Below are 26,171 nucleotides of genomic sequence, written 5' to 3' on the forward strand. Positions count from 1 at the left end.
AATGCAACTCGTGTGAGCTTATTGTAACTAGTTGTATTTTGCCTATCTCCGCCCTACTTCCATTCGCCACGCAGCGCCAGCACTTCCTGCTGCAAGCGCTCCGGCGTGGCCGCATGCGGCGCCACCGGCTGGCCCACCGCCAGCGCCAGGCGCGAACGCAAGCCCTTGCGGAACGCGCGTTCGAACACATTGTCCTTGCTGCGCGAGAGCAGGTGGCCCCACAGGCCGCGCAGTGCCATCGGGATTACCGGCACGTGCGAGCGCTCCACAATCTTGGCGATCCCGCCCTTGAATTCGTTTATCTCGCCAGTCGTCGTCAGGCGCCCCTCGGGGAAGATGCATACCAGTTCACCTTCGTGCAATGCATGGGCGATGTCCACGTAGGCCTTTTCCAGCAGCCACGGGTCTTCCTTGGCCGGGGCGATCGGAATCGCCTTCCCGGTACGGAAGATCCAGCCCAGCACGGGCGTCTTGAAGATGCGATGGTCCATCACGAAGCGGATCGGGCGCGGGCTGGCGGCCATGATCACGACCGCATCCACGTAACTGACATGGTTGCAGACGAGGACCGCCGCGCCTTCCTCCGGGATGCGGCCAGGCTCGATCACCTTCACCTTGTGCACCGTGTGGATCAGCAGCCAGGCCAGGAAGCGCATCAGGAATTCCGGCACCAGCGAGAAGATGTACACGGCCACCAGGCCGTTCATGATCGCAGTGGCGAGGAACAGTTCGGGAATCGTGAGGCCCTGCCCCAGCAGCAGGATCGCCACGCCGGCCGCGGCCACCATGAACAGCGCGTTCAGGATATTCATCCCGGCGATCGTGCGGGACAGGTGCCTGGGATCGCAACGCAGCTGGATCAGCGCGAACAACGGCACGATGAAGAAGCCGCCGAACACGCCGATCATCACCACGTCGAACAGGATGCGCCAGCTGCCCGGCTGCGCCAGCATGCCCAGCGCATCCACGGTACCGGCAGCGGGAGCGCCGTAACCACGGCTGGCGAAATACAGGTCGATGCCGAACAGGGTCAGGCCGATCGACCCGAACGGCACCAGGCCGATCTCCACCTTGCGGCCCGATAGCTTCTCGCACAGCAGGGAGCCCACGCCGATGCCCAGCGAGAACACCGTGAGCAGCAGCACGAACACGCTGTGGTCGCCCTTCAGGTCGTTCATCGCGTACACGGGGAACTGGGCCAGCACCATCGCGCCATAGAACCAGAACCAGGAATTGCCCAGCATCGACAGGAACACGGTACGATTGCCGGACGAGTACTTCAGGTTGCGCACCGTTTCCATGAGCGGATTCCAGGAGATCCGCAGGTCGGGCGCGCTGGCCGGCGTGACGGGAATCTGGTAGCTCGCCAGCAGGCCCAGTACCGCGAAGCCCACGGTGCCCGCGGCCACCACGGGGATGCCCATCCCGCCGTGCATCACCAGCACGTCACCGAACACCTGCCCGAGCAGGATGCCCACGAAGGTACCCATCTCCACCATGCCGTTGCCGCCGGTGAGCTCCTCGGCCTTGAGCTGTTGCGGCATGTACGAGTACTTCACCGGCCCGAACAGCGTGGAGTGCGTGCCCATCGCGAACACGGCCAGCACCAGCAGCCACAAGGTATGCGTCATCCATCCGAGGGCGGCAATGCCCATGATGGCGATCTCGGCCCACTTGACGAAGCGCACCAGCGCCGATTTCTCGAACTTCTCGGCGATCTGGCCGGACGTGGCCGAGAACAGCACGTACGGCAGGATGAAGAGACCCGGAATCAGGTTCGTCACCATCGACGGCGACAGCGTCGTCCAGCTGGCCGCGTCGAACGTGAGCACGACGATCAGCGCCGTCTTGAACAGGTTGTCGTTGAAGGCACCCAGGAACTGGGTCCAGAAGAAGGGCGCGAAACGGCGCTGCGCCAGCAGCTTGAACTGGCTGACATGGCTCGATTGGGCGTGATGCGACTGGCTCATGGGCACGCGTTAAGAATGAAATGAGATGCACAAAATACAGCACAACCGGAGCACCGACAACCCGTGCCCGCCTCCCGGACTGCAAGCCTGCGCATGGTCGCGACAGGGGGTCAAGGCTTCCTCGCCACCAGGTTGATCAGCGTTTCCTCGCGCACCGCCGGGGGCTTGATCTTGAAAACCCGCTCCAGCAGGCCCAGGTCTTCGCGACTCCACCACAGGAACGGGTAGGATACCGCGCTGTCCGGCACGTGGAAGCCGGCGTCGCGCACCATGGCGAGATATTCGGGCGCCGTCTTCTGCACGTCCATCGGGTGGCGGAACAGCAGGCGGATGATCCACGAGTGGATGTAGCGCCGCGTCGATTCCGCGAACAGCAGCACGCCGCCGGGCTTGAGCACGCGGAAGAATTCGGCGATGGCCCGCTCCTGGTCGATCAGGTGGTGGAACGTCTGGTGGCAGAACAGCAGGTCCACCGACGCATCCGGCAGGGCGATGTTCGAGCTGGAGCAGCAAACGAATTCGGCCGGAACGCCATGCTGCGCCACCTCCTTGCCGGAAGCCTCGATCATCTCGGGGTCGATATCCATGCCGATCAGCCGGCGGGGCGCGAAGCGCGCGTGCAGCCGGGGCAGCGAGCGCCCGTAGCCGCAGCCGACGTCGGCGACCACCTCGTAGCTCCTGGGGCCCGCCGGCATCAGGCGCTCGAGGTCGTCGAGTGCGCGCTCCAGCACGTGCACGGTCCACGTTTCGGTGCGCAGGAACCATTTGCCGAATTCCGTTTCCGGCACATGCGGATCGGCCGGCGGCTGCAGGCGGTGTGACTGAATATTCATACAATTTCCCTCAACTTTGGTGCGGGCCTGCCCGCGTTGCCAATCTATAATGCTGCCCGTTTTCATCGGGAGCCTCAAACGTGTCGTACCGCCTGCTGCTGTCTTTCACCCTTGCCGCCGCCGCGCACCTCGCGCATGCCGCTCCCGACGGCGCCGCGCCGGCACCTGTTCCACTGGCGCCGGCCGCGCCGGCTGCCACTCCCGCGCCGGCTGCGCCAGCTTCCTCTCTCGCGCCGGCCGCGCCAGCTTTTGTTTCCGCGCCGTCCGCGCCGGCTTCAATTTCGCCCCCGGCGGCGGCGCCTTCCGTTCCGGCGCCGATCCGCTTCCTGCTCACCTTTGACGACGGCCCCAGCGCCTCGGCCGGCGACAACCCCACGGTGCGCATCCTCGACACCCTCGCCCGGAACGGCGTGCAGGACGGCATCAAGGCGGTGTTCTTCACCCAGACGCGCCACTGGCGCGGCGGCGGCACCCGCGTGGGCCGTGCGCTGATCCGGCGCGAGCACGAAGCCGGCCACGTCGTTGCGCTGCATTCGGCCACCGCCACGCACGCGAACCACCGCTTCATGGCCGCCGAGGAGCTCGACGAATCGCTGCGGCGCGGCGTGGACGACCTGCGCACGCTGACCGGCGTGGCACCGGTCCTCGTGCGTCCCCCTTTCTGGGCCTACGACGCCGCCACGCTGGAAGGCTATCACCGCCATGGCTTGCACATGCTGCTGACGGACCTGAACGCCAACGACGGCAAGATCTGGGGCGTCAACTTCAACTGGCACAAGCGTTCCAACATGCTCAAGATGCTCACGGAAACGCGGGCCCGCTGGGCGGCCGGCGCCATGCACACGGTCGACGGGAACACCCCCGTCGTCGTCACCTTCCACGACGTGAACAGCTACACGGCGCGCAATCTCGAGGTCTACCTGCGGATCCTGCTCGACGTCGCCCGCGAACTCGACATGCCGGTGGCCGACAATCCCTTCTACGACGAGCACGACGCGCTCGAGCGGGCGGCATTGGCCAGTACCGTGAAGAGCGCGGCGGAGCATCCGAAATTGCCGGGGTTCTGGAACTGGTTGTGGCAGTAGCGTTCCCCGGCCCTGGTGTCGTACACCTTTTCCGGCACGGAAAAGGTGTACGACACCGGTGTTCGCGTCCGTCCATGGAAGCCTCACGAGAAAACCGGTGTCTGACACTATTTTCGCTTGCGAAAATAGTGTCAGACACCAACCCGCGAGTGCCGCCGGCCCAGATTCGCTACAGCGACACCACCGCCAGCCGAGGCACGGCGCTCAGTTCGTCAGCACTGCACACCTCCACCGCCAGCCCGGCGTGCGGCAATGCGTAACACGCACCCGCCTGCGCGCCCAGCTTGATCCGCGCCTCCTGCCCGCTCCATTCCCGATAGAACGCCGCGACCCGCTCGCGGGCCGGCAGCGCCGCCAGCCGCGCACACGTCTCGGCATCGAACGCATGCTCCGCGAGCGCACCGACATCCCGCCCGGCATCCTCGACTTCGATATCCAGTCCCAGCGCCGTCGTCGTACTGACCGCGCAAGCCACCCAGTGCCCGCTGTGCGACACCGACAGGCCGGGCATCGGCACGGCCGGCGCGATCAGCCATGGCGCTCGCCCGGACTGCCCGCCCAGCTCCACCTCGGACGGCGCCGCGCCAAGCACTTCGCCGATGGCGATCCGCAGCAGCGCGCGAGCAGCGATGAACTGCCGCCGGCGCGCCGGCCGCGTGAAGGAGCGCGCCCGCTCGGTGGCGCTCAGCCAGCCTTCGTAGCGCGCAATGCGCGCATCGTCGAGGCTGTCGATCGCGGCCAGCCACACGCCGGCGGCATGGTCCACTTACTCGGCGAGCTTGACGAAGTCCGCCTTCAAGGCCACGCCGCTGACGATATTGCCGTCATGGCATTCGAATTCGGTCTGGCTCGACATTTCCTTGTGCTTGTAGTTGCTCACGATGTTGATCACGCCGTTGGCGCCCACCGACTCGGCCTTCTTCTTCAATGCCAGCATGGCGGACAGGAAGGCCCAGTTGCACGCCTCTTCCGGCGACTTGCCCACGCTGTTGGTCTTCTGGCTCGTGCTGTCGGACGTGATCTTGGACAGCACCTTCGGCGTCTTCTGGTCGCCAAAGAAGAACTTCACGTCGTCGCCCAGGCGGCCCTTGGCGTCGTTCACATTGAAGGCGCCTTCGATCGGCATCATCATCTGGCGGTCCGCGGCGGCGGCCGGCAGCGAAGCGGCAGCGGAGGCTGCCAGGACCAACGTCAACATCGTTTTTTTCATTTTTCTTCCTTTGCTGTGGTGGGTAAATTTTTCAGGACACGCGCTTGAAGATGAGCGAAGTGTTGATGCCGCCGAACGCGAAGTTATTCGACATCACATACTCGCATTGCAGCGCGCGGCCCGCGCCGGCGATGTAGTCGAGCGCCGCGCATTCCGGGTCCACGCCGTCCAGGTTCAGCGTGGGCGCGAACCAGCCCTCGCGCATCATCTCGATGCTGATCCAGGCTTCCAGCGCGCCGCAGGCGCCCAGCGTGTGGCCCATATAGCTCTTCAGTGAGCTGATCGGCACGCCCGCGCCGAACACCTGTTGCGTGGCGTGGGACTCGGCCACGTCGCCCTGCGCCGTGCCGGTGCCGTGCGCATTGACGTAACCGATGGCGGAGGGTGCCAGCCCGGCATCCTCCAGCGCCAGCAGCATGGCCGTCTTCATCGTGTCGGCGTTCGGCTGCGTCACGTGCACACCGTCGCTGTTGGTGCCGAAGCCCACCAGTTCGGCGTGGATCGTGGCGCCGCGCGCCAGCGCGTGCTCGCGCTCTTCCAGTACCAGCGCGCCGGCGCCTTCGCCGATCACCAGGCCGTCGCGGCTGGCGTCGAACGGCCGCGGCGACGTGTGCGGCGCGTCGTTGCGCGTGCTGGTGGCGAACAGCGTGTCGAACACGGCCGCCTCGGTGGCGTCCAGTTCCTCGGCGCCGCCGGCCAGCATCGCCGTCTGCGCGCCGCTCTTGATCGCCTCGTAGGCATAGCCGATGCCCTGGCTGCCCGAAGTGCAGGCCGACGAGGTGGTGTAGACCCGCCCCGTCATGCCGAAGAACACGCCGATGTTGACGGGGGCCGTGTGGGCCATCATCTTGATGTAGGTGGTGGCATTGATGCCCTTCGTGCTGCGCTCGTCCATCATGCGGCCGAAGTCGCCGATGGCGCTGGGCGTGCCGGCCGAGGACCCGAACGAGACACCCATGCGGCCGGACGTGAGCAGCGGATGGCCCTCCAGGCCAGCATCCTGCAGGGCCAGTTCGCTGGCGCGCGTGGCCATCAGCGCCACGCGGCCCATGCTGCGCGTGGTCTTGCGGTTGTAGCGCGCCGAGAGTTCGAACGGCGCGGCCGGCGCGGCCAGGTTCGTGTTCAAGCCCTCGTAGTGGGCCCACTCTTCCATGCGCTGGACCGCATTGCGGTATTCGCCCAGCCGCTGGCGCACGCTGGCCCAGTCGTTGCCGATCGGGCTGATCCCGGCCATGCCGGTGACGACGACGCGCCGGCTCATGCCAGGCCACCATTGACGGAGATGACCTGCCGGGTGACGTAGCCGGCATCCTCGCTCATCAGGAAGCTGACGGCGGCGGCCACCTCGTGCGGCTTGCCCACGCGGCGCGCGGGAATCATCTTCAATGCCTCGTCCATCGGCACCTCGCTCGTCATGTCGGTCTCGATCAGGCCTGGGGCCACGCAGTTCACCGTGATGGCGCGCTTGGCCAGTTCCAGCGCCAGCGCCTTCGTGGCGCCGATGATGCCGGCCTTGGCGGCACTGTAGTTCACCTGGCCGCGGTTGCCGACCAGGCCCGACACGGAAGCGAGCGTGACGATGCGGCCCGGCTTGCGCCGCTGTACCATCGGCATCACCAGTGGATTGAGCACATTGTAGAACCCATCCAGGTTGGTACGCAGCACGAGATCCCAGTCTTCGCCGCTCATTGCGGGAAACGCGTTGTCGCGCGCGATGCCCGCGTTGGTCACCACGCCGTAGTAGCAACCGTGTTCGGCGATATCGGCCTCCAGCACAGCCGCCGCCGCAGCCCGGTCGCCCACGTCGAATTGCAGGACACGGGAAGCGCGCCCCAGGTCGGCGACCTGCGCGGCCACCGCCTCAGCCTCGGCGCGGCCGCTGCGGCAATGGATCACCACATCGTAGCCGTCGCGCGCCAGGCGCAGTGCGACCGCCTTGCCGATGCCGCGCGACGAACCCGTCACGAGTACGCTCTTGCTGTTGCCGGCGCTGTTGCCGGCGCTGTTGCCACCGCTGTTGCCACCACCATTGCCTGCGCCGTTCGACGCGCCATTGGACTCATTCATACTGCTGTTCCACCTGAAAGAAACTCATTGACATTCTCGGGCTGGTACACCGTCACCGTCGCCGTGGCCACCGTGCCGCCCCCTTGTTCTATCCTGCATTCGAAGGCGCCCAGGCCGTTCTCGCCCTGCAGCGCGCGGTGCGCATGCACCCGCAGCACGCTGCCGGCGGCGAACGCCGGCACCTTCGCTTCATACTTGCGCGATCCCAGCAGGAAGCCCACCTTGACGGGATCGCCGCGGCGCAGCGCCAGCCAGCCCGCGTGCGCGGCGATGGCTTGCGCCATGTACTCGATGCCGACCCAGGCGCCGACGGCGGAGCCGTCGCTGAACATGCTGTCTGGCCGGATCGTCACCTCGGCGCACAGGTCGTCGTCGCCGGCGCTGACGACGGCGTCGAGCAGCACCATCTTGCCGGAATGCGGCAACAGATCCGCGATGGGCGGTAATGTCGTGTCGCTCATCGCGCCCTCCCCAGCACCAGTACCGCGTTCGAGCCGCCGAACGCAAACGAATTGCTCATCACGTTGCGCAGCGGGCGGCCCAGCGTGGCGCCGGTGGGCACCAGGTTCAGCGCCGGCAGCGCGGCATCGGCGGCGCCGTCGTACAGATGCGGCGGCAAGGCGCCCTGCCCGTTCTCCGGCTGCAGCGCCAGCCAGCACAGCGCCGCCTCGATGGCGGCCGCCGCGCCCAGCGTGTGGCCCGTCAGCGGCTTGGTCGAGCTGGCCGGCACCTCGCAGCCGAACAGGCCGGCGATCACCTTCGATTCCATCGCATCGTTCTGCGGCGTGGCGGTGCCGTGCATGTTGATGTAGTCGATATCCCCCGGCTGCAGCCCGGCGCGGCGCAGCGCATCGATCATGGCGATCCGCGCGCCGGCGCCTTCCGGGTCGGGCGCCGACATGTGGTGCCCGTCCGACGATTCCCCCCAGCCGGCCAGCAGCACGGGCGCCGGTTCGCGGGTGAGCAGGAACAGCGCGGCGCCTTCGCCGATATTGATGCCGTTGCGGTTCGCGCTCATCGGATTGCAGCGCGCCGCGCTGACCGATTCCAGGGACGCGAAGCCGGCCACCGTGAAGCCGCACAGCGAGTCGGCGCCGCCGGTCACGACCGCGTCGCACAGGCCCATGCGGATCAGGCGCGCCGCGCTGGCCATGGCCTTCGCGCTGGACGAGCACGCGCTCGAATGCACGTAGGCCGGCCCGGCGATGCCCAGCTCGTCGGCCAGCATCGCGGCCGGCGAACCCATTTCCTGCTGGCCGTAATGGAAGCTTTCCGGCAGTTCGCCATGCGCGGCGCGGTGCAGGAACGCCGCTTCCGTTTCGGCGATGCCGGAGGTGCTGGTGCCGATGATGACGCCCACCCGGTCGGCGCCATGGCGCGCCACCGCCGCGTCCACGGCCGGCCGGATCTGCGCCAGCGCGGCCAGCGCCAGCGCGTTGTTGCGGCTGCGGCGTTCCAGCGGCAGGTGCGCCAGCGACGGCAGCACGCCGCGCACCTGCCCCAGCGGCAATTCGCGGCCGGGCAGGCACCCCGTCGTGGGCAGCACGCCGGAGGCCCCGGCGAACAGGTTCGCGCGCACCTCGTCGATGCCGCTGCCCAGGGCGCAGACGATGCCGCATTCGTTCAGGTAGACGTTCATCGTATTCATCTCTGTCATTCGGCGAACTGGATCGTCAGCCGGTATTTGTAGCGCAGGTTTTCCAGCACCACGGTGCCGCTCCAGCGCGGGCTGCCGCTGTAGGCGATCCGCATGATCGGTTGCTCATCCAGGTACAGCGTGCGGCGCAAGCCTTCCTCGGCGATGCGCCAGCCGGGCGGCAGCGCGCGCGCCACCGCGTCCACCGGCCACAGCGTGAGCTGCATGTCTTCCAGCACGTCTTCCGCGCGTACCTGGCGCGGCAGCATCACGTGCCGCCATTCCTTCATGTCCTTGCCGTCGTAGTGCAGCGACAGCACGCGCTGGCCGAACGCCAGGCCGACCACGTCGACCGCGTCCGGCTCGACCTGCAAGGCCACGTCCAGGTCGTCGGTTCGGCCTTCGCGCTCCACCTTCAGGTGCTGCTGCACGCTGATCGACTCGCCCAGCGCGGCCGGCGCCAGCCTCAGGCCCAACCGGGCCGGCGGAGGCGGCGCCGAGGCGCAACCGGCCAGCGTGGCCAGCAGGGCGGCGATTACGTAAGCTCGCACGTTGCCTCCAGCGCAGCCAGCCGCCGTGCCGTCTCCTTGACATAGGGGTTGGTCAGGTCCCAGGCATAGCCGGCCAGGATCGCCGAGATCATGCGCCGGATTTCCGGCTGCTGGCGGTCGTGGAAGATGATGGTCTGGAAACCGCCCCGGTACCAGGACTCGACGAAGGCGCGGAAGGTGTCGACGCCGCGGCGCAGCGGGGTGCCGTAGTCCGCCTGCCAGTCCACCGCCTCACCGGCGAACTGGCGTTTCAGCGCGGCCGCGGCCAGGCTGGCCGAGCGCACCGCGATCGTCACGCCGGACGAGAACACGGGATCGAGGAACTCGCCCGCATTGCCCAGCAGTGCGTAGCCTTCGCCCCACAGCTTGTCGACGTTGGCCGAGTAGCCCACGATCTGGCGCGCCGGCGTATCCCACGTGGCGTCCTTGAGCAGTTCGGCCAGCGACGGTTCCTCGGCCACGATCATCTGCAGGCGCTCGGTCGGCGAGCCCTTGTACTGTTCCAGGAAGGCCGTTTCGGCGACGACGCCCAGCGAGCAGCGGCCGCCGGCGAACGGGATGGTCCAGAACCACACATTGCAATGTTTCGGGTGCACGGTGACGCGGATCTTGTTGCGGTCGAAGCCCGCCCGCGGTCCGATCCCATCGGCCACGTGCGTGAAGATCGCGCCGCGCACCGGGAAGTTCGACGGCGTCTCCAGCTTCAGCAGGCGCGGCAGGATGCGGCCGAACCCGCTGGCGTCGAGGATGAAGCCCGCGTCGACCTGGTACTGTTCGCCGTCCGGCCGCTTCACCGTGACGAGCGAGCGCCCGCCCGGCTGCCCCAGCGCGATGTCCAGCACCTCGTGCCGGAAGCGGATCTCGGCGCCCTGCTTCTCGGCTTCCTTCGCCAGCAGGTGGTCGAAATCGGCGCGCTGCACCTGGTACGTCGTGCCCCAGCCTTCCGAATGCTTGTCGCGGAAATCGAAGTCCGTGTACACGCCGTTCTTCATGAACGCGGCGCCGTTCTTGTACTGGAACCCTGCCTCGACGACGGCGCGCAGCATGCCCGCCTCCTCCAGGTACTGCATGCTCTGCGGCAGCAGGCTCTCGCCGATCGAAAAGCGCGGGAACGCCTCGCGCTCGATCACGAGCACCTGGCGGCCCTGCTTGCGCAGCAGCGCGGCGGCCACGGAGCCGGCCGGGCCGGCGCCGACGATGAGGATCTCAGCTGATTCCAATTGCATCTGCATGTGCTTTCTCTTTTTTGATAATCGTTAGTGCGAAACAGGGAACCGCCAGCCACACCAGCAGCGTGCCCAGCAACATCGTCAGCCCGAAAGCGCGCAGCGCCGGGGTGTTCGACAGGCCGAGCAGGCCGAACGCCAGCAGCGTGTTGGCCGCCGACAGGCCGACCGCCAGCCAGGGTGTCGTGTCCTTCCCTTCATCGCTTTTCTCCGCGCCTTCCTGCATGAAGATGCCGTAGTCGACGCCCACGCCGAGCAACAGCATCAGCGCCAGCACGTGGAACAATTGCAGGTCCTGACCCGCGTAGCCGAGGATCGCCAGCGTGGCGACGCTGGCCAGCGCGGTCGGCGCGAGCACGCGCCAGGCGCGGCCCCGGTAGCGCGGCAGCAGCAGCACGAACACCACGCCGTAGGCACCCAGCACGACGAAGCCCATGTTGACCCGGTAGCGGCCCAGCACCGAGGAGATTTCCTCGACCTTGTCGACCCACTGCACGCCGGCCAGGCCGTCGGCCAGCGGCCGCACCCGCGGCACGTCAGCCATCGACAGGCCGCGCAGTGCGACAATGCTCGCGAATTCGCCATGTTCCTTGCCCAGCCACAGGTGGCGCCACGGTTCGCTGGCGGGCGCCGCCAGGAAGGTATCGATGTCGAGCGGCGCGCCGGCGGCGCGCAGCGCGGCGGCGGTGGCTTGCACCCAGGCGTCGTCTTCGCCGGCCTGCTGCGCGACGGCAGCCAGCGGGCCGCCCGGCCCGAGCAGCTTCAGGTCGACGAGCGCGCGGCGCTCGGCCTGCGTGCGGGCCGACGGCACCCAGTTCGACAGCGCCTGGTAGCCGGTCAGCCTGCCCTCTCCGATCAGTTTGTCGAGCCGCCGCTTCAGCGCCTCTTCACGCTGCAGCACCGTTTCGGCCGATGCACCGCGCACGAGGAAGAATTGCACCGGCGTGGGCGCGTCGAGCAGCTTGCCCAGCTTGATCTGGTCGTCCACCAGGTGCTTCGGCGGGTTTTGCAGCAGGCGGATATCGTCGTTGGCGCCCAGCCGGGCGATGCCGAAGGCGGCCAGAACGGCGAACATCGCCACGGCCAGCCACGTGCCGGCATTGGCGCGCAGCACCGGCCAGCGGTACAGCAATGCGCCATAGCGCCGCACCAGTGCTCCCCCCTTCAGGCTGTGGGGTCCGATCAGCTGGGGGAACCAGAAGACGACGGTGAGCCAGGCGAACACGAGGCCCAGTGCGGAGAACACGGCCATCTGGCGCAGGCCGGGGAACGGCGTGAAGGCCAGGCCCATGTAGCCGATCACGGCGGCCAGCAGGGTCAGCGACAGGCCCGGCAGCAGCTTTTTCAGCAGCGCGCGCGAATCGAGCACGGGGAAAGCAGAGAGGCGGTTGCACAGGTAGTAGATGCCGTAGTCCTGCGCCACGCCCACCAGGCTGGCACCGAACACGAGCGTCATCAGGTGGATCTGTCCGAACAGCAGCCAGCAGACCGACAGCGCGCCCAGCACGCCGACACCGATCGACAGCAGGATCAGTGCGATGGGCTTCAGGGTGCGGAACGTGAACCAGATGAGGAGGACGATGCCGGCAATCGATCCCACGCCGATCGTGTGCATCTCGCGGCTGGCCTGCGACCCGGCATTGGCCGCGTGCAGGATCACGCCGGCCTGGATCACGCGGGCCTGCGGCGCGGCCTTGCGGGCGGCGGCCACGGCTTCCTCCAGCAACGGCAGCACCCGGCCCTGGGCCGTCATCGACAGCGCGGGCACCTTCAGGGTCAGCGGCAACAGTACGTACTGCTTTTCATTGTCGGCCACGAACAGGTGCCCGTCGCGCGGCCGCACGGGCGTTTCCTGCGCGCGCTCCTGCACCCAGCCGGAGAACAGGCCGAACGGGTCATCCTGCCAGGCGCTCAGCTTGGGGCCACCGAACGGCGCATACAGCTTGGCCAGCGCCGCCTGCGTCCAGAAGGCGGCGCCTTCCTTCTGCAACTGCTCCTGCTGGCCGGGCGTCATCAGCACCAGCCGGTGGCGCTGGAACAGCGACAGCCATTCGGCCTGCACGGAGTCGGAGGCGTTGGCGGTGTCGAACAGGTCGGGACGCTGCGCCAGCACGGCCGAGTAAGCGTCGGCGGCACGCTTCGCGTCGTCCCATTCGGCGGCGCCCACCAGCACGATCACGCGCTGCTGCGCCGCATCCACCATGTGGGCGAACGAGCGCTGCAGGATCGGATCGCGCTCCTGCACGGGCAGGAGGGCCATGATGTCCGTATCCGGCACGATGCGCTTCACCAGCCACAGGTAGCCGTTATGCCCCAGCAGCAGGGCAACGGCCACGAGCCAGAGCAGCGCCAGCGAGCGTCCCTTGTTCATCATCAGAACAGCGCCGCCTCTTCGGGGCTCAATGCCCTGTCGCCCGACTCGATCTTCGAGAACACGATGCTGGTGCGGTCACCCGAGGCCTCGCTGATAACGATATTGTTCACGTAGGCGCCGCCATCGAGCTTGATGGTGCCGATTGCCTTGGCCAGCGCCGGCTCGCGCGCTTCCAGCGTCACGTTCCAGCTGTCCGCCCCCACGGTGCCGTCGACCTTGAACAATTGCTCCAGCTGCGCGAGGTCGCCGGCCAGCAGCGAGAACAGCACCTGGTTGATCATGCGCACCGTCGGCTCCGTCTTTGCATCGAGCCGCATCGCCACGCGGTCGCCCTGGTAGTGGACGATCTCGCCCTTGGTCAGGCGCAGCGTGTTCGGGAACGGCGCCAGCGTCCGCCACAGTACGCCCTTCTCCTGCACCACGCAGAAGCGGCCGTTCGCGGCCAGCGGCTTCTTCATGCCGGCCAGCGTCTTGCTCTGGTCGAAGCGGCCGCACATCACCTTCGGCTTGGCCAGCATCGCCTGGATCTTCGCGACCGGCACGGCGGCCTGCGCGCCCGCGGCGGCAACGGCCAGCGCCAGCGTCATCGTCAGTTTCTTCCTCAGTTTCATCGTCATGCCGGATTCCTTCATGCCAGTCCCAGTTTCTTCATCAGCACGGGCGGCGACACGTAGCACATTTCCTGCGTGGCCATGTTCACCGCCACCATCGTCGTGGTGGCCCGGTTCAGGCGCTTGCCCGATGCCGCATCCGTGATCAGGTAATCGATCTTCAGGCAGTTCTCCCACTCCACGATGTCGGCGCGCAGCCGGATCTTCTGGCCGAACGTGGCCGGCGCCACGTAGCGCAGGTGCATGTCGACCACCGGCCAGGCATAGCCCGATTCCTTCATCTGCGGGTAGTTGTAGCCGATCTTGTCGAGCAGCGCGCAGCGCACCACTTCGAGGTACTTCACATAGTTGCCGTGCCAGACGATCTCCATCGGGTCCAGGTCGAAGAACTGGACTTCCATGTCGACCTCGGCGAACCAGCGGCTTTCCTCGCGCGCTCGTGCTCCCCTTTGTACACCGTTACGCATACAGTTCCCAGGCCTTGCCGCGGATACGGTTCACCAGCGAGCGCAGCTCGCCGTCGAGCCGGCGGTCTTCATCGATCGGCGCGATGTCCAGCGCCTCGATCATCGCCGCCAGGTGCGGCTGCAACGCCAGGTCCGGGCTTGCCAGGCCGCGCAGCCAGGCGCCCTGGCGCACGGTGATCAGCAGCGCCGCCACGACCTGTTCCGTCAATTCCAGCACGCGCAGGCAGTCACGCGCGGCGATGGTGCCCATGCTCACCTTGTCCTGGTTATGGCATTCGGTCGAGCGGGAGAACACGGAAGCCGGCATCGTCAGTTTCAACGCCTCGGCCGTCCAGGCGGAAGCGCTGATCTGCAGGGCCTTCAGGCCGTGGTTGATGGGCGCGCGCGGGCCGCGGCTGCCGGACAGGTTCGCCGGCAGGCCGTTGTTGTAGCGGGCATCGACCAGGAGCGCCATCTGGCGGTCCAGCAGGTCCGCCACATTGGCCAGCGCGTTCTTCATGCCATCCATGGCGAACGCCACGTGGCCGCCGTAGAAATGGCCGCCGTGCAGCACGCGTTCGTTGTCGCCATCGATCAGCGGGTTGTCGTTGGCGCTGTTGAGCTCATTTTCGATATTGGCGCGGAACAGCGGCATCGCATCGGCCAGCACGCCGATCACGTGCGGCGCGCAGCGGATCGAGTAGCGGTCCTGCAGCCGCTTGCCGTTGCGCTCCCAGACGGTGGTGGGCAAGTCCTCGCGCAGCATGGCGGCCACGCGCCCCATGCCCGGATGGGGCTTCACCGAGAACAGCACCTCGTCGAAGTGATGGGCATTGCCGTCCAGCGTGTAGGAAGCGAGCGCCGTGATGCGGGTGGCCAGCTTCACCAGGTATTCGGCGCGGTCGTAGGCCAGGCAGGCCAGCGCCGTCATCACGGCGGTGCCGTTCATGATCGCCAGGCCTTCCTTCGGGCGCAGCTTGAGCGGCGTGATGCCCGCTTCGCGCAGCGCCACCGCCGCGTCGACGATGTCGCCGTTGCGCCACACCTCGCGCTCGCCGCACATCACGGCCGCCAGGTAGGACAGGGGCGTCAGGTCGCCCGAGGCGCCCACCGAGCCCTCGGAAGGGATCAGCGGCAGCAGGCCGGCGTCGAGCAGGCGGGTAATCTGCAGCAGCAGATCGACCGACACGCCCGAATAGCCCTTGGCCAGCGAAGCCAGGCGCGCGCCCAGGATCGCACGCGTCTGCGCCGGGTCGAAATGCTGGCCGAGGCCGCAGCCGTGGTACGTGTACAGGTGATGCGGCAGTTCCGGCACCAGCTCGGGCGGCACGGTCACGGTGCAGGAATCGCCGTAGCCGGTCGTCACGCCGTACACGGTGCCATCCTCGCGCAGCAGGCGGTCGAGGAAGTCCGCGCCGCGCGCGATCGCGGCGCGGAACGCCGGGTCCGGCGACAGCTCGGCGCTGGCGCGGCCCTGCGCGATGTCGACGATGTCCTCGATCGTCAGGCGATCGCGGTCGAAGCGGACCGCGCGGCGCGCGGATTGAATGTCAGCGAGTTGCATCGTAGTCGTCCTGTGTGTCTGATTGTTTTTCTGCTTGTTTTTCTACTTGCGTTTCTGCCCGCGGTGCCGCTGGCGGCGTGCCCGGCTCCGGCAGGTGCCAGAAGTCGAAGAAATTGAACCACTGCAGCGGCGCGCGGGCGGCATGGTATTCCAGCCGGCGCGCATAGGCGCGCGCCAGTTCCGCGAGTGCTTCCTTCCGGTTCTTGCGGGGCAGCCGCACCCCGTCGCGGAAATGTTCGATGTGCACCTCGGTGACACCGCCCACGCGCACCGTGAACAACAGGTAGACCGGGCACTGGAGGATGCCGGCCAGCAGATAGGGGCCGACCGGGAACGGTGCCGGCTCGCCCATGAATTCGGCGGTGGCCACATGCTCGTTGCCGGACACTGGCACGCGGTCGCCGGCGATGACGACGAATTCGCCGCGGCCCACGCGCTCGGACAGCATCATCGCCGTGGCCGGCGTCATCTCCGTCACCTGCAGCAAATCCGTCTGGCTCTCGGGATTGAGCTTGCCCATCAGGCGGTTGAAGGCTTGCGCATGCTTGGTATGCACCAGCACCGTGGAGCGGATGTCATTGCGCTGGCGCGACAGCACGCGCGTCAGTTCGACGTTGCCCAGGTGGGCGCAGATCAGCACGCCGCCATTGCCCTGTGCGATGGAGCGCTCGATCACGTCGGCCCCGTGGAACTTCACGTCGTCGAGCCGGTACAGGCCGCCCCACAGCAGCAGCTTGTCCAGCAGGTTTTCGCCGAAGCTGGCGAAGTGCGCAAGCACGCCGGGCACCGGCTTTCCCGTGTGGGCCCGCACGCGGCGCAGGTAGTCGCGCGAGGCGCGCCGTGCCCGCCCCTGCGTGGCCAGGTACCACGCCAGCACGGGATACAGGGCCATGCGGAACGGCCAGCGGCCGAAGCGGCGGCAGATCCAGAACAGGAAGCGCATGCCGGCGACGAAGCTGACTTCGTCGATCGAGGCCCAGTGGCGGCGGGTGTCGTTCGCCGCGGTGCGTGTCCCGCTCATCGGCGCCTCCACTTCCGGGCCAGCAGCATGGGAATGCGCGGCAGCATGCCAAAGAACAGCGCCGTGTGCATGGCGGAGATCAGGAGGTTGTCGCGCCAGACGAGGAAGTGCGACACGCCGTCCTCCGGATAGCGCACGCGCGTGGGCTGGTTGACGATCTTCACGCCCTGCCAGTGCAGCCGCACCAGCACGTCGGTATCGAAGTTCATGCGGCGGCCCAGCCGCGTGCGTGCCGCCAGCGCGTTGATGGCCCCCACCGGGTAGATGCGGAAACCGCACATGGAATCCTTGATGTCGAACGACAGCGTGTTGATCCATACCCAGATGTGGGTGGCATAGCGGCCATACAGCCGCGCCTTCGGCACCGAGTCGTCGTACACCGGGCAGCCGCAGATCACTGCGTCCGGCTGCGCCGCGCCCCGCTCCAGGAAGCGCGGCACGTCGGCCGTGTCGTGCTGGCCGTCGGCGTCGATCTGCAGCACATGGCTGTAGCCAAGCTCCGTGGCGCGGGCGATGCCGGCCATCACGGCGGCACCCTTGCCGCCGTTGACGGCAAGGCGCACCAGCGTCACGCGGCCGGGGTGCGCGGCGGCGATGTCGTCGAGCACGCGCGCGCACGGGGCCGTGCTGCCGTCGTCGACGAGCACGCAATGCAGGCCGTGCGCCAGCAGGCGGCGCGCGACGGCGCCGATGGCGCCTTCGTGGTTATAGACGGGGACGACGGCGCAGGCCTTAAACATCGCCGGCCTCCGCCTGGAACAGGATCCGGCCGCTGGCATGCTGGCCGGCCGCGGAACGGTAGGCGAACGTCAGCTGCCCTTTCGCGGGGTCGTGCAGCAATTCCAGCTGCACCGGCAGGCCGGGCTGGATCACATGCTGGAACTTCAGTGCGTGCATGGCACGGAACACGGGCGGCAGCGCGAACAGCTCGCGGCCGTAACGCATCGCCCAGTCCACCTGCGCCACGCCGGGCAGGATCGGCGCCTCGGTGAAATGGCCATCGAAGTAGACGAGATCGGCGGGAGCGACGACCTCCAGCAGCACGCGGCGGCCCTCGTTGCCGCGCTCCAGCTCGCGCACGCGCGGCAGGCGCGGCGGCGGCGCCAGCAGCGCCAGCAATGCGGCCACGGTGGTCTTGCCCTGCGCGTTGACGGGCATGGCGTCGAGGTAGCGCCAGCGGCGCGGCAGCGCCACCGCATCGACCACGCCGGCCAGCGCGGCCCGCAGGCGGCCGTTCAGCGCCAGCTTGCCGTCGCCATCGAGCAAGGCACGCCCGGCGGCGCTGGGCACCACGAAGGCGGCCAACACCTGGCGCTGGTGGCCTTCCGGCTCGCACAGCACCACGCGCGCCTCAAGCGCCAGTCCGGTGGCCAGCAAGGCCCCTTCCATGGCGTCGAGCGAGATGCGCTTTTCCTCGATCTTGGCAATGCGGTCGCCGCGGCCCAGCAGCTGGAAGCGCTTGCCCTGCCACGCGCGGGCGCGGTCGGCCAGCGCCAGCCATTCATCGTCGGGCAGGTGCGGCGAGCGCACTTCGAGGAAACCGTCGACCAGGCGCCAGGCCACGGTCGGGAACGGCGTCCAGGCGTCATCGTCCACGGCCGGCAAGGCGGCGCGCTGGCGCCAGGCGATGCCGCCCGTTTCCGAGCTGCCGAATACTTCGATCGGCACGCTGCCGAGCAGGCTGCCGCAGGCTTGCGCCGTGTCGGCCGGCAGCGGGCCGCCGGACGAGAACACGGCGGCCAGCCGCGCGCGGGCGCCCTGCCAGTCCAGGTGCGCCGGCAGGCGCTTCAGGTGCGCCGGGCTGGCGACCAGCACGCTGCGCTGCGCGGCCAGCGCCGGCGCCAGGGCTTCCGGGAAGGCAATGCCGGCCGCGTGGATGGGCCGTCCCGTATCGAGCGGCCACAGCACTTTGAACAGCAGGCCGTAGATGTGCTGGTGGGAGACGGTGGCGATGATTTCGGCGCCTTGCGTGCGCGCGCCGAACAACACTTCGAGCGTGGCCACCTCGCTGGCCAGCTGGCGCAGCTTCTTCGGAATCGCCTGGGCCGCGCCGGTACTGCCGGACGTGAACACCACCAGCGCGTCGCTTTCGGGATCGAGTTCGCCCAGCGGCGCGGCCGCGGCCTCGCCGAAGGGGTTCATCGGCTCATGCGGGGCGGGAAATTCGCCGAGGAAGCCGTGCACGTGCCCGCGCAGGTTGGCACAGGTGGCCGGCAGCGTATCGGCCGCCAGCCAGACTGTCTTGCCGGCCTGCCAGGCGCCCAGCAGGGCCGCGGCGAATTCGATGCTGTCCTCGATGTAGAGCGCGAAGCGGGTGCCGGGGTGGCTGACCAGCAGCGCACGCCATGCGTGCAGGCGCGCCAGGAAGGCGGCCGTGCCGACGCCCGCGCCGGCGCGCACGCCGACGGGAATGGAGGACGCCCGCGCGGCAAGGCGCACGGCAACGAGGGCCAACGAATCAGACATGGATTATCAAATATGATGCAGTCGCTTGAAGCGCAGGCGGACCAGGTATTCGCCGCCGAACAGCACTCCCATCAGGATGTAGGAAACGAGGCCCGTGTACAGCGACCATACCGCTTCGCTCGCCCATAGCGCCGTTCCGAGCGCCAGCGCGCCGTTGACAACGAAGAAGCCGCACCACACCTGCGTGACGGTGCGCATGTAGGCGCTGGCGATGGCCGGAAATCCGGACGATGACTGCGCCTGTCCGGACAGGCGCGCCATGCGCTCGATCGCGGAAACGGGCGTGGCGAGGCTGGCGCCGAAGGCCGCCAGCAGCGCCAGATTCACCAGCACCGGGTACAGTTTCAGCGGCAGCAGCACATTGCTCCACGCCGCGCACGCCACCAGCACCAGGGCGCCGCCGGCCGACCAGCGCGCCCCGGCCGAAATCTTCAGGGCCGGCAGCCGGGCCGCGGCGGCAACGAGCAGCAGCAGCGCGAGCCAGCGCGGCTCGAAACGGCCGTGCCCCAGCCAGATCGCGAGCGGGTACAGCACCGTGATGGCCGCGGCCACGACATTGCCCAGCATCCGATCAGGCCACCGGCTCCGTCATGCCGGCCAGCGCGTCGACCACGTCGCCGATCGTGCGGATCGTCTTGAACACTTCGGGCTGCAGGCGCTTGCCCGTCAGCTGTTTCAGCTTCACGGCCAGGTCGACGGCGTCGATGCTGTCGATGTCCAGGTCTTCGTACAGGTTCGACTCGGCGGACAGGTCGGCCTTGTCCAGTTCGAACATCTCGGCCAGCAGGTCGATCACCCAGGCCTGCAGTTCGTCGCTGCTCATTGCGTTCAAATCAATCATGTTGCTCTCCTCACGCCTTGCGATGGGCTTCGATCATGGCCGCCAATGCACGCACCGAGGCGAAATGGCGGCGCGTTTCTTCCGAGTCGGCCGACAGCGAGATGCCGTACTTCTTCTGCAGGGCCACGCCCAGTTCCAGCGCGTCGATCGAATCGAGCCCCAGCCCGTCCACGAACAGCGGCGCGTCCGTGTCGATCTCCTTCGGGCTGATGTCCTCCAGCTGGAGCACGTCGATGATCAGTTCCTTCACTTCCTGTTCAAGCATGGCCTTGGTACTTCCCCGTAAAATAATCTTGTAAAAACTCCGTCAAGCGGCGCGCTGCCAGCACGTCGCTCGTGTCCTGCAAAAACGGCTCCACGGCCACGTCGTCCTGCACGTGGAGCGAGAAGCGCACGCGGCGCGGCGGTACCCGCCACCACTTTTCACCCTTGCCGAGCGTGGGCGGATCGCAGCGGATCACCACCGGCGTGATCGGGCGCGCGCCGCGCACCGCGACATTAGCGGCACCCCGCTTCAGGCTGATCACGCCGCTGGCCGGGGTACGCGTCCCTTCCGGGAACACGATCAGGTTGTTGCCGCCCTCCAGTGAGGCGATGCAATCCTTCACCAGGGCGTCGGCATCGCTGCCGTTTTTTCCACCTTCATTGCTGATGTAACCTGCCGCCCGCACGGGCCCCCGCGTAAACGGGTTGTTCCACAGCGCGCCCTTGACGATGCAATCGGCATTGCGCACGAAGGCCATCAGGAACACCGTGTCGATCAGGGTCGGATGGTTCGCCAGGATCAAGAGCCCCTGACGGTCCAGCTTTTCCAGCCCCCGCACTTCGTAGCGCAGCACGCCCAGGGCGCGCATCACGTCCACATAGGCGCGAAACGCCAGGCGGATGATCGAGCGCGCCGCCGCCACGCGCCGCTCGCGCCGCCACACCATCACGTGCAGCAGCGGGAACACCACCAGCCGCAGCACCAGGCCGCCGACACCGAACAACGCGAAAGACAGGCCGGTGGCGCCAACGCGCCAGTACCGCCCCAGCCTTTCAACCATCGCGGCTCCAGCGCCAGCGCTGGCGGCCCGCCACGCGTTCCAGCTGCGCGGCGCCGGCGGCGTAAAACCGCAGCACGTCCAGCGTGCCGGGCAGGCCGCCGTGGTCCTCGCCTTCGTCCGCGGCCTGCCAGCCCAGCGACAGGCGCTCCGTTCCGCCATCGGCGGCCATCAGCCAGGCAAACGCGTGCGGCTGTTCCGCGCGGTCGGCGAACGGGGCGAAAGTCGGCGGCAACGGGCAGTCCGCCGCCACCAGCAGCACCGCCGGTTCGCCGTCCGCCAGCAAGCCGCAAGCCTCGATCACCGCATGCTCCAGCGTGGCGGTGCCGGCCGCCAGCGCGATGTGGTTGGCCCGGTCGCCGCGCGCGATGGAAAACAGGCCGGCGTTCGCGTTATGCACCGACATGCCGAACGCGGTCGGCGACAGCGGCGTGCCGGTCGCCATGTCTTCCAGCAGCGCGATCGCGCGCGGCGTTTCGCCATGGCGCGAACAGAACACGGTGGGAACGCCGGTACGGCCGTCGAGCGCGCCATAGGCGACCTCGAGCGCCATCTTGCCGAGCTGGCCGAGGCGCCGCCGCAACATCGGCGGCATGGCGCGGACACCCGGTTCGCCTTCTGCGGGGATGGTCCGGGGTGCGGCCGCCCAGGCGGCCCAATCGTCGGTCGATGCCAGGCCGGGTGCCCAGGCCGCATGCCCGAGAATGGAAAAACTGACACGCCTGTGCATTAACTATCCCCGTCGCGGTGGTGAAACTCATTCGTGCGCCACTGCGAGCGAATCTGTGGCAGGTAATCAATGGAAATTATAAGCGAGTGATGCCGTAAATCACAAAAATTCGACTCCCGGCGTTGCTTTTGGGTCAGTCGCGCCGCCTGGCGAACGGAAGGGAGTCTACCGCCACAAGCCGCGCCAAAGTTCGATGAATTGTCACGAAGGGTCCATTTTTTTGTAACGATGCCACACACCGCGGTGAATTCTCACCAAATGTCACGCTATTATTCGCGACCGCGATGAAAAGCCGATATTCGATTATTAACTTGGTACGACAGCTAATTGCACGGCGGTCCACCACCAGCTTGCTGATCAATAAGGCAACAACGCGGCGGCGAATTCAACTATTATTCCTTGGTTAACTCTCATCACGGACACGCCTTACCATCCATGCCCATCAAGCTTTCCTTCCGCGTGCTGTCGTTACTGGCCTTCCTGTTGATTGCCGCCCTGCTGAGCGCCGCTTCGGTGCTCGCGCTCCTGACGCTGAACCGGCTTGCCGAGCACAGCCGTGAAACGGGCAACGATGCGATCGCGTTGACAGCAAATGCGCAGCGGGTCGCCGAGCGCAGCGTGGCGATGGAGCGCAGCGCCCGCCAGTTCCTCGTGCTGGACGATCCGGCCTTCCTGGAGCGCTTCGGCGAAGCATGGCGCGATGCGCTGGCGGCGCTGGACGCGATCGCCGCCCAACTGCCGGGGGAGGCGCCGCCGGCCTTCGCGGACTGGCGCCGCAACGGCGAGGCGGCGCGCGCGGCACTGGACATGCCTGCCAGCCACCACGGCGCCGCGCAACTGCGGCTTGACGCCGCGCTGGCGCAGCTGCCCGCCATCAACAGCGAGCTCGCCCACCATGTGCAGGCCGAGGTGGATCGCCGCAATGCCGCGATCACCGAGGAGCTCGAAACGCGCCGCAACGTGCTGCGCGGCCAGCTGGCGCTGGCGATCGCGCTGGCTGCCCTGCTGTCCATCGCGTTCGGTGTCTGGCTGGCGCGGCCCTTGCGCCAGATCGAGAGCGCGATCGGCCAGCTGGGCGGCAACCGCTACGACGTACCGATCGAGGTGACGGGGCCGGCCGACCTGCGGCGGCTGGGCCGCCACCTGGACTGGCTGCGCCAGCGGCTGGCCGACCTGGAAGCGGACAAGGCGCGTTTCCTGCGCCATATCTCGCACGAGCTGAAAACGCCGCTGGCCGCGCTGGTCGAGGGCGTGGCCCTGCTGGAAGACGAAGTGGCCGGCCCGCTCGGCCCGAAGCAGCACGAAATCACCACGATCCTGCGGCAGAATACGGCGTCGTTGCAAAACCAGATCGAGGATCTGCTGCGTTACAATGCCGCCAGTTTCGATGCGCAGCACCTGCTGCGCGAGCCAGTCGACATGGCCGCCCTCGTGCGCCGGGTCGTCGACAGCCAGCGCCTGCAGTACCAGGCACGCAGCCTGATCGTGATGGTCGAAGGCGGCGCGCCCGAGATCGCGGTGGATGCCGCCAAGCTTTCCATCGTCGCCAGCAATCTGCTGTCGAACGCCGTGCGCTTCTCGCCCGAGGGTGGCACGGTGCGGTTCATCATCGCCCGCGAGAATGGCATGCTGCGCCTCGATTGCATCGACCAGGGTCCCGGCGTGGCCCCGGCCGATGCCCAGCGGGTCTTCGAACCGTTTTACCAGGGTGAACGCCAGCCGCCCGGCGCACGGCGCGGCAACGGCATCGGCCTCTCGATCGTGCGCGAATACGTGATTGCCCATGGCGGCACGCTGCAACTCCTGCCCTCCTCGCCGGGGGCCCATTTCCGTCTCGAACTGCCTTATGAAAAATGATCCAAGAATGACGAGTCCAACGCTGTATCGCCTGCTTGCGTTGTCCCTGCTCGTGCCGCTGCTCCTGCTGCTGTCGGCCTGCGGCTCGCAGCCCAGCGTGCTGGCGCACTACGGCGCCCCGCCGCCCGTCAAGCCAATGCCCATCAAGGTGGAGCCGGTGGCGCTGCCCGACGAGGTGATGCCGCTGCTGGTCTACCATCAGTCGCTGCGCAGGATGACGCAGGGCGAACTGCTGAAGGAGCTTTCCGGCTTGCTGCAGCAGCAGCGCACGCCGAAAGTGACGCTGCAGACCGGCATGATCCTGATGCTCACGCGCGGCGGCGGCGACCTGGCGCGCGCCCAGGGCCTGTTCGACGGCGTGGCCGCCTCGAACGACCCGGGCTCGCAGGGCTTGCGCGCCTTCGCGCAGCTGCTGGGGAGCCATTGCGCGGAAGCGCGCCGGCTGTATGACCAGGCCGACCGGCTATCCGTGCAGCTGAAGGACACGACCAAGAGAACGGAACAATTGAGCGACACGGTCGAGGCGCTGAAAGCCATCGAACGGGGCCTGCCGGTGCGGCCGGCCAACGGCGCGAACGGCGCGGCGGCGCCGGGAGGACGATGATGACGACTACCATGGCGCGCTCCGCGCACCTGCTGCTGGTCGACGACGACGATGACCTGCTGCGCCTGCTGTCGATGCGGCTGACGGCCAACGGCTACCGCGTGACGGCCGTGGGGAGCGCCGAAGCCGCGCTGGCCCGCCTCTCCATCGAACTGCCCTCGCTCGTCATCAGCGACATCCGGCTGCCGGACCGCGACGGCATGGCGCTGTTCCAGGAAATCCGCAGCCAATATCCGGCGCTGCCCGTGATCCTGCTGACCGCGCACGGCACGATTCCCGACGCGGTCGAGGCCACCACGCTGGGGGCCTACGCCTACCTGACGAAACCCTTCGACGCGAAGGTGCTGCTGGACCGGATCAGCCAGGCCCTGGCGCTGACGGCCCCCGCCACGGCCGGCGCCGAGGGCGACGACGCCTGGCGCGCCGAGATCATCAGCCGCAGCCATGCGATGGCCGAACTGCTGGCGGAGGCGCGGCTGGTGGCCGCTTCCGATGCCAGCGTGTTGATCCGCGGCGAGAGCGGTACCGGCAAGGAATTGCTGGCGCGCGCGATCCACCGCGCCAGCCGCCGCGCCAGCGCGCCGTTCATCGCGGTCAATTGCGGCGCGATTCCCGAGCAGTTGCTGGAATCGGAGCTGTTCGGCCACGTCAAGGGTGCCTACACGGGCGCCGTGAGCAGCCGCGAGGGCCTGGTGCAGGCGGCCGACGGCGGCACCCTGTTCCTCGACGAGATCGGCGACATGCCGCTGCTCCTGCAGGTGAAGCTGCTGCGCGTGCTGCAGGAACGCGTGGTACGCCAGCTCGGTTCCGACGTGGGCCGGCCGGTCGACGTGCGCGTGCTCTCCGCCACGCACCGCGACCTGGACGCGGCGATGCTCGAGGGGCAGTTCCGCGAAGACCTGTATTACCGGCTGAACGTGATCACGCTGACGCTGCCGCCGCTGGCGCAGCGCCGCGAGGATATCGGCCTGCTCGCCACGCGCTTCCTGCAGATGCTTGCCTCGAAATACGGCAAGACCGTCAACGGCTTCGCGCCGGACGCGCTGGAGGCGCTTACGCGCGCCGCCTGGCCAGGCAATGTGCGGCAGCTGTACAACGTGGTCGAACACGTGTGCGCCCTCGCTACCGCGCCGCTGGTACCGTTGACGCTGGTGCAGCGGGCACTGCGCGTGCCGACGCTGGAGGTGCTCAGCTACACGGAAGCGAAGCAGCGCTTCGAGCGCAACTATCTCGTGCAACTGCTCAAGCTCACCGACGGCAACGTCTCGGATGCCGCGCGGCTGGCCGAGCGCAACCGCACCGAGTTCTACCGCTTGCTATCGAAGTATGACCTGAACGCCGCGCAATTCCGCGAAGGGGGCACTGTCGCCGAGGAGCGACAAGAATAAGTTGTTAATAATCAAATAGTTGGCTTAGCTGGACCGGAACCTGTCGCCGTGTCACGACAAAACCGGTCCCGCATCGCACCGATTTCAATTCCCCTCGGAAACATTCCTACGGTAGAATCTCCAACCCCTTGATTTCACTCGGTTTATTTGAGCTGGCACGGGGCTTGCAAGTAGTAGCGCAACGTCACACGGCGTTCCTTAAACTACGATGGAGATTCATACCATGACGAACACCAAACTGATCGCATCCGTGCTGGCAGCAGCTTCCCTGTCCTTCGGTTCCGCCGCTTTCGCCGCCGAACCGCAACAGGATGCCGCCATGGCAGGCGCAGCTGCCGCCGCCGGCGACAGCGCGCTGACCGCGAAGGTCAAGGCCGCCCTGGCCGACCAGAAACAGATCGGTGTTTCCGCTAATCAAGGCATCGTTACGCTGACCGGCTCCGTGCCGACCACCGACGAGGGCACCAAGGCTATCCAGGCTGCCTCCGCCGTGGAAGGCGTGAAGGAAGTGAAGAGCGAACTGACCGTCGCGTCCAAGTAACCCAGGAGAGCATTCCCCGAATTCCGGTTTTTGCCGGCCCCGGAGCAGGGGCCGGTTGGAAGTAGTAGTAGTACGGTAGTAAGTAGCATCTGAGAGTAGCAGAAGTA

Annotated in this window: 27 protein-coding genes; 5 read left to right on the forward strand and 22 right to left on the reverse strand. The window is 67.5% G+C overall.

Annotation, left to right across the window (positions count from 1 at the left end; genetic code table 11):
* Positions 1-53 precede the first annotated feature (53 nt).
* Together V6Z91_RS00625 and V6Z91_RS00630 are read right to left on the reverse strand one after the other, a co-directional pair.
* Positions 54-1,970 carry an MFS transporter gene (locus tag V6Z91_RS00625; protein ID WP_338765251.1) on the reverse strand — a complete coding sequence of 639 codons (1,917 nt, stop codon included), beginning with the start codon at positions 1,968-1,970 and terminating at the stop codon, positions 54-56.
* A 110-nt stretch (positions 1,971-2,080) separates the two neighbouring features.
* Positions 2,081-2,803: a class I SAM-dependent methyltransferase gene (locus V6Z91_RS00630; RefSeq protein WP_338765253.1), complete on the reverse strand. Its 723-nt coding sequence runs from the start codon at positions 2,801-2,803 to the stop codon at positions 2,081-2,083.
* An 80-nt stretch (positions 2,804-2,883) separates the two neighbouring features.
* Here V6Z91_RS00630 and V6Z91_RS00635 point away from each other — a divergent pair, with 80 nt between their 5' ends.
* Positions 2,884-3,888, forward strand: a complete 1,005-nt coding sequence (locus V6Z91_RS00635; RefSeq protein ID WP_338765255.1) for a polysaccharide deacetylase family protein — start codon at positions 2,884-2,886, stop codon at positions 3,886-3,888.
* A gap of 169 nt (positions 3,889-4,057) precedes the next feature.
* Here V6Z91_RS00635 and V6Z91_RS00640 read toward each other — a convergent pair whose 3' ends face one another.
* Genes V6Z91_RS00640 through V6Z91_RS00735 form a run of 20 tightly spaced genes read right to left on the reverse strand, consistent with a single transcriptional unit; the run spans position 4,058 to position 21,674 of the window.
* Positions 4,058-4,654, reverse strand: coding sequence for a 4-phosphopantetheinyl transferase (locus V6Z91_RS00640; RefSeq protein ID WP_338765258.1), 597 nt, complete (start codon positions 4,652-4,654; stop codon positions 4,058-4,060).
* Positions 4,655-5,086 carry an excinuclease ATPase subunit gene (locus V6Z91_RS00645; RefSeq protein ID WP_338765261.1) on the reverse strand — a complete coding sequence of 144 codons (432 nt, stop codon included), beginning with the start codon at positions 5,084-5,086 and terminating at the stop codon, positions 4,655-4,657.
* 43 nt (positions 5,087-5,129) lie between these two features.
* On the reverse strand, positions 5,130-6,359 hold the full coding sequence (locus V6Z91_RS00650; protein ID WP_338765264.1) for a beta-ketoacyl-ACP synthase: 1,230 nt from the start codon (positions 6,357-6,359) through the stop codon (positions 5,130-5,132).
* Entirely contained in the window at positions 6,356-7,165 is an 810-nt protein-coding gene (locus tag V6Z91_RS00655) for a 3-ketoacyl-ACP reductase FabG2 (protein WP_338765266.1), read from the reverse strand. Before V6Z91_RS00655 ends, V6Z91_RS00650 begins: the two co-directional genes overlap by 4 nt.
* Positions 7,162-7,626, reverse strand: a complete 465-nt coding sequence (locus V6Z91_RS00660) for a hotdog family protein (RefSeq protein ID WP_338765268.1) — start codon at positions 7,624-7,626, stop codon at positions 7,162-7,164. Before V6Z91_RS00660 ends, V6Z91_RS00655 begins: the two co-directional genes overlap by 4 nt.
* Positions 7,623-8,804 (reverse strand): beta-ketoacyl-ACP synthase, encoded by a 1,182-nt coding sequence (locus V6Z91_RS00665; protein WP_338772126.1) that lies wholly within the window; start codon positions 8,802-8,804, stop codon positions 7,623-7,625. Before V6Z91_RS00665 ends, V6Z91_RS00660 begins: the two co-directional genes overlap by 4 nt.
* 14 nt (positions 8,805-8,818) lie before the next feature.
* Entirely contained in the window at positions 8,819-9,352 is a 534-nt protein-coding gene (locus V6Z91_RS00670) for a DUF3261 domain-containing protein (protein ID WP_338765270.1), read from the reverse strand.
* Positions 9,337-10,578 (reverse strand): NAD(P)/FAD-dependent oxidoreductase, encoded by a 1,242-nt coding sequence (locus tag V6Z91_RS00675; protein WP_338772128.1) that lies wholly within the window; start codon positions 10,576-10,578, stop codon positions 9,337-9,339. The genes V6Z91_RS00670 and V6Z91_RS00675 overlap by 16 nt, the downstream gene beginning before the upstream one ends.
* Positions 10,559-12,952 (reverse strand): MMPL family transporter, encoded by a 2,394-nt coding sequence (locus tag V6Z91_RS00680; protein WP_338765272.1) that lies wholly within the window; start codon positions 12,950-12,952, stop codon positions 10,559-10,561. The genes V6Z91_RS00675 and V6Z91_RS00680 overlap by 20 nt, the downstream gene beginning before the upstream one ends.
* Positions 12,952-13,563, reverse strand: coding sequence for an outer membrane lipoprotein carrier protein LolA (locus V6Z91_RS00685; RefSeq protein ID WP_338772130.1), 612 nt, complete (start codon positions 13,561-13,563; stop codon positions 12,952-12,954). The genes V6Z91_RS00680 and V6Z91_RS00685 overlap by 1 nt, the downstream gene beginning before the upstream one ends.
* Before the next feature lie 17 nt (positions 13,564-13,580).
* Positions 13,581-14,030, reverse strand: coding sequence for an acyl-CoA thioesterase (locus V6Z91_RS00690; protein WP_338765274.1), 450 nt, complete (start codon positions 14,028-14,030; stop codon positions 13,581-13,583).
* Complete coding sequence (locus V6Z91_RS00695) at positions 14,023-15,573, reverse strand: aromatic amino acid ammonia-lyase (protein WP_338765276.1); 1,551 nt, start codon at positions 15,571-15,573, stop codon at positions 14,023-14,025. The genes V6Z91_RS00690 and V6Z91_RS00695 overlap by 8 nt, the downstream gene beginning before the upstream one ends.
* Entirely contained in the window at positions 15,560-16,594 is a 1,035-nt protein-coding gene (locus tag V6Z91_RS00700; protein ID WP_338765279.1) for an acyltransferase, read from the reverse strand. The genes V6Z91_RS00695 and V6Z91_RS00700 overlap by 14 nt, the downstream gene beginning before the upstream one ends.
* Positions 16,591-17,334, reverse strand: coding sequence for a glycosyltransferase family 2 protein (locus V6Z91_RS00705; RefSeq protein WP_338765281.1), 744 nt, complete (start codon positions 17,332-17,334; stop codon positions 16,591-16,593). The genes V6Z91_RS00700 and V6Z91_RS00705 overlap by 4 nt, the downstream gene beginning before the upstream one ends.
* Entirely contained in the window at positions 17,327-19,060 is a 1,734-nt protein-coding gene (locus V6Z91_RS00710; RefSeq protein WP_338765283.1) for an AMP-binding protein, read from the reverse strand. Before V6Z91_RS00710 ends, V6Z91_RS00705 begins: the two co-directional genes overlap by 8 nt.
* Positions 19,061-19,066: 6 nt before the next feature.
* Entirely contained in the window at positions 19,067-19,627 is a 561-nt protein-coding gene (locus V6Z91_RS00715) for a hypothetical protein (protein WP_338765286.1), read from the reverse strand.
* A 4-nt stretch (positions 19,628-19,631) separates the two neighbouring features.
* The gene (locus tag V6Z91_RS00720) at positions 19,632-19,883 is read right to left on the reverse strand and encodes an acyl carrier protein (protein ID WP_338772132.1); all 252 of its coding nucleotides are present in this window, start codon (positions 19,881-19,883) and stop codon (positions 19,632-19,634) included.
* A gap of 28 nt (positions 19,884-19,911) precedes the next feature.
* A complete protein-coding gene (locus tag V6Z91_RS00725) occupies positions 19,912-20,166 on the reverse strand; it encodes a phosphopantetheine-binding protein (protein ID WP_338765289.1) in 255 nt (84 codons plus the stop codon).
* Complete coding sequence (locus tag V6Z91_RS00730) at positions 20,159-20,947, reverse strand: lysophospholipid acyltransferase family protein (RefSeq protein WP_338765292.1); 789 nt, start codon at positions 20,945-20,947, stop codon at positions 20,159-20,161. The genes V6Z91_RS00725 and V6Z91_RS00730 overlap by 8 nt, the downstream gene beginning before the upstream one ends.
* On the reverse strand, positions 20,940-21,674 hold the full coding sequence (locus tag V6Z91_RS00735; RefSeq protein WP_338765295.1) for a beta-ketoacyl synthase chain length factor: 735 nt from the start codon (positions 21,672-21,674) through the stop codon (positions 20,940-20,942). The genes V6Z91_RS00730 and V6Z91_RS00735 overlap by 8 nt, the downstream gene beginning before the upstream one ends.
* A 435-nt stretch (positions 21,675-22,109) precedes the next feature.
* Here V6Z91_RS00735 and V6Z91_RS00740 point away from each other — a divergent pair, with 435 nt between their 5' ends.
* From V6Z91_RS00740 to V6Z91_RS00755, 4 genes are all read left to right on the forward strand, one after another.
* Positions 22,110-23,531 (forward strand): HAMP domain-containing sensor histidine kinase, encoded by a 1,422-nt coding sequence (locus V6Z91_RS00740; RefSeq protein ID WP_338765298.1) that lies wholly within the window; start codon positions 22,110-22,112, stop codon positions 23,529-23,531.
* A 7-nt stretch (positions 23,532-23,538) separates the two neighbouring features.
* Complete coding sequence (locus V6Z91_RS00745; RefSeq protein ID WP_338765301.1) at positions 23,539-24,135, forward strand: hypothetical protein; 597 nt, start codon at positions 23,539-23,541, stop codon at positions 24,133-24,135.
* Positions 24,135-25,523: a sigma 54-interacting transcriptional regulator gene (locus V6Z91_RS00750; protein WP_338772133.1), complete on the forward strand. Its 1,389-nt coding sequence runs from the start codon at positions 24,135-24,137 to the stop codon at positions 25,521-25,523. Before V6Z91_RS00745 ends, V6Z91_RS00750 begins: the two co-directional genes overlap by 1 nt.
* 223 nt (positions 25,524-25,746) lie before the next feature.
* A complete protein-coding gene (locus tag V6Z91_RS00755; RefSeq protein ID WP_338765304.1) occupies positions 25,747-26,064 on the forward strand; it encodes a BON domain-containing protein in 318 nt (105 codons plus the stop codon).
* Positions 26,065-26,171: the final 107 nt, after the last annotated feature.

Origin of the sequence: Massilia sp. METH4 (assembly GCF_037094685.1) — a bacterium.
Classification (GTDB): Bacteria; Pseudomonadota; Gammaproteobacteria; order Burkholderiales; family Burkholderiaceae_D; genus Rugamonas.